Source organism: Candidatus Sodalis sp. SoCistrobi (assembly GCF_900143145.1).
Taxonomy (GTDB): Bacteria; Pseudomonadota; Gammaproteobacteria; order Enterobacterales; family Enterobacteriaceae; genus SoCistrobi.
The window spans coordinates 1-1,749 of sequence record NZ_FRDB01000349.1 but is presented as its reverse complement, the minus strand read 5'-3'; the positions used below and the strand labels follow the sequence as shown (position 1 = coordinate 1,749).

At 49.4% G+C, this 1,749-nt stretch carries 2 pseudogenes; one reads left to right on the top strand and one right to left on the bottom strand.

The window, feature by feature from the left end:
- Positions 1 to 124: 124 nt before the first annotated feature.
- Positions 125 to 1,258 (top strand): annotated as a pseudogene (gene fhuE, locus CINSTRO3249_RS16335) (ferric-rhodotorulic acid/ferric-coprogen receptor FhuE); the annotation flags it as partial.
- On the opposite strand, the pseudogene CINSTRO3249_RS15610 reads toward fhuE, so the two are convergent.
- Positions 1,191 to 1,749, bottom strand: a pseudogene (locus tag CINSTRO3249_RS15610) (hypothetical protein); the annotation flags it as partial. The pseudogenes fhuE and CINSTRO3249_RS15610 sit on opposite strands and share 68 nt — an antisense overlap.

Below are 1,749 nucleotides of genomic sequence, written 5' to 3'. Positions count from 1 at the left end.
CTGCTCGGGCGGCTGGGTTACATCCCTCCTACTGAAGCCGAAATGAACTATTACGCTTTGCAATTAGCATCAGAGGAAGCGGCGTAGTATTGCCAAAATTACTCTCTAATAAACTCGGGGTTATTCAATCAATATGGTGCGCAAACATGCGACCAGTCGAGAATTCAAAGGCGATCTTAGCGCCGAATATGGCAGCTGGAACAAACAACGTTATGTGGCCGATCTGCAAAGCCCGCTGACGGAAAGCGGCAATGTTCGCGGCCGTGTGGTGGCCGGGTATCAGGATAATGATTCCTGGCTCGATCGCTATAACAATAAAAAGACCTTCTTTTCAGGGATCATCGATGCCGACCTGAGCGATTCCACCACCCTTGCGGCCGGTTACGAATATCAGCGCATTGATACCAATAGCCCAACCTGGGCAGGCTTACCGCGCTGGAATAGCGATGGCAGCGTCAGACATTATGACCGCTCCCACAGTACCGCGCCGGATTGGGCTTACAACGATAGAGAAATCAATAAGTTTTTTGTCACGTTAACACAGCGCTTTGCCCAGAATTGGCAAGCGACGCTGAACGCCACCCACACCAATACCAAATTTGATAGCCAGATGATGTATTTGGATGCGGTCGTTAACAAAGACACCGGTCAACTCGTCGGCCCCTATGGCAATTATGGGCCCGGCTATGATTATGTGGGCGGGACGGGCTGGAATACTGGCGAGCGCAAAGTAGACTCATTGGATTTGTTTGCCGACGGCAAATATGAGCTATTAGGACGTCAACATACCCTGATGCTGGGGGGCAGCTACAGCCGACAAACCAACCGTTACCTGAACACTTGGGCAAATATCTTTCCTGACGAAGTGGGCAGCTTTTACGACTATAACGATGATTTCCCGGAAACCGACTGGGGCCAACAAACCGTCGCGCAGTATGATAAAACTTATATGAAATCGCTGTACGCAGCGACCCGCATTTCTTTAGCCGATCCGCTGAACCTGATCATTGGCGCCCGCTACACCAACTGACGCGTCGATGCTTTGACCTACAGCATGGAGAAAAATCACACCACGCCGTACGCCGGTTTGGTGTATGACATTAATGAAAACTGGTCGGCCTACGCCAGCTATACCTCCATTTTCCAGCCGCAAAACTACCGCGACAGCTCGGGTAAATATCTCGCGCCTATCACCGGTAACAACTATGAGATTGGGGTGAAATCAGACTGGATGGGCAGCCGCCTGACCACCACATTGAATGACAACCGGTTGCATCGGTAAGTGTCTGAGATAGAGGCGCTATTGGCAAACCCGTGCCAGCATCAACCAGCAAGCTGCTTTGAAGTTCATATCCAACATCGCCACCGTGCGTCATTTTTAAGCGTCCGTATTTGGCATGATGGTAAAGAAATTGTAAACGTGACCAATCATGAACAACGAGAGCGTATGGATGCGGGCTAAGCGAAATTTGCTCAAGTGCTAGCGAAATAATTGGCTCATTGAGTTGACTGAAGCTAATTCGCTTATTATTCAGAAAACGCCAGACAGCTTGGGTAGTTGCGAAAGTTGATTTTTGAGCACTTGCGAGGTCTTTAACCGCAGAAGCAAGAAGAGCCGCGGGCGTCATATGCTGTTTAACCAGCGTCTGATATCGGCGGGTAAGGCGAGAGTCAATCCCGCCAACAGATAGGTTGAAATCATTCTGCAAAGTAATAACAGGTATCACGATAAATGTGTAGATACCTATG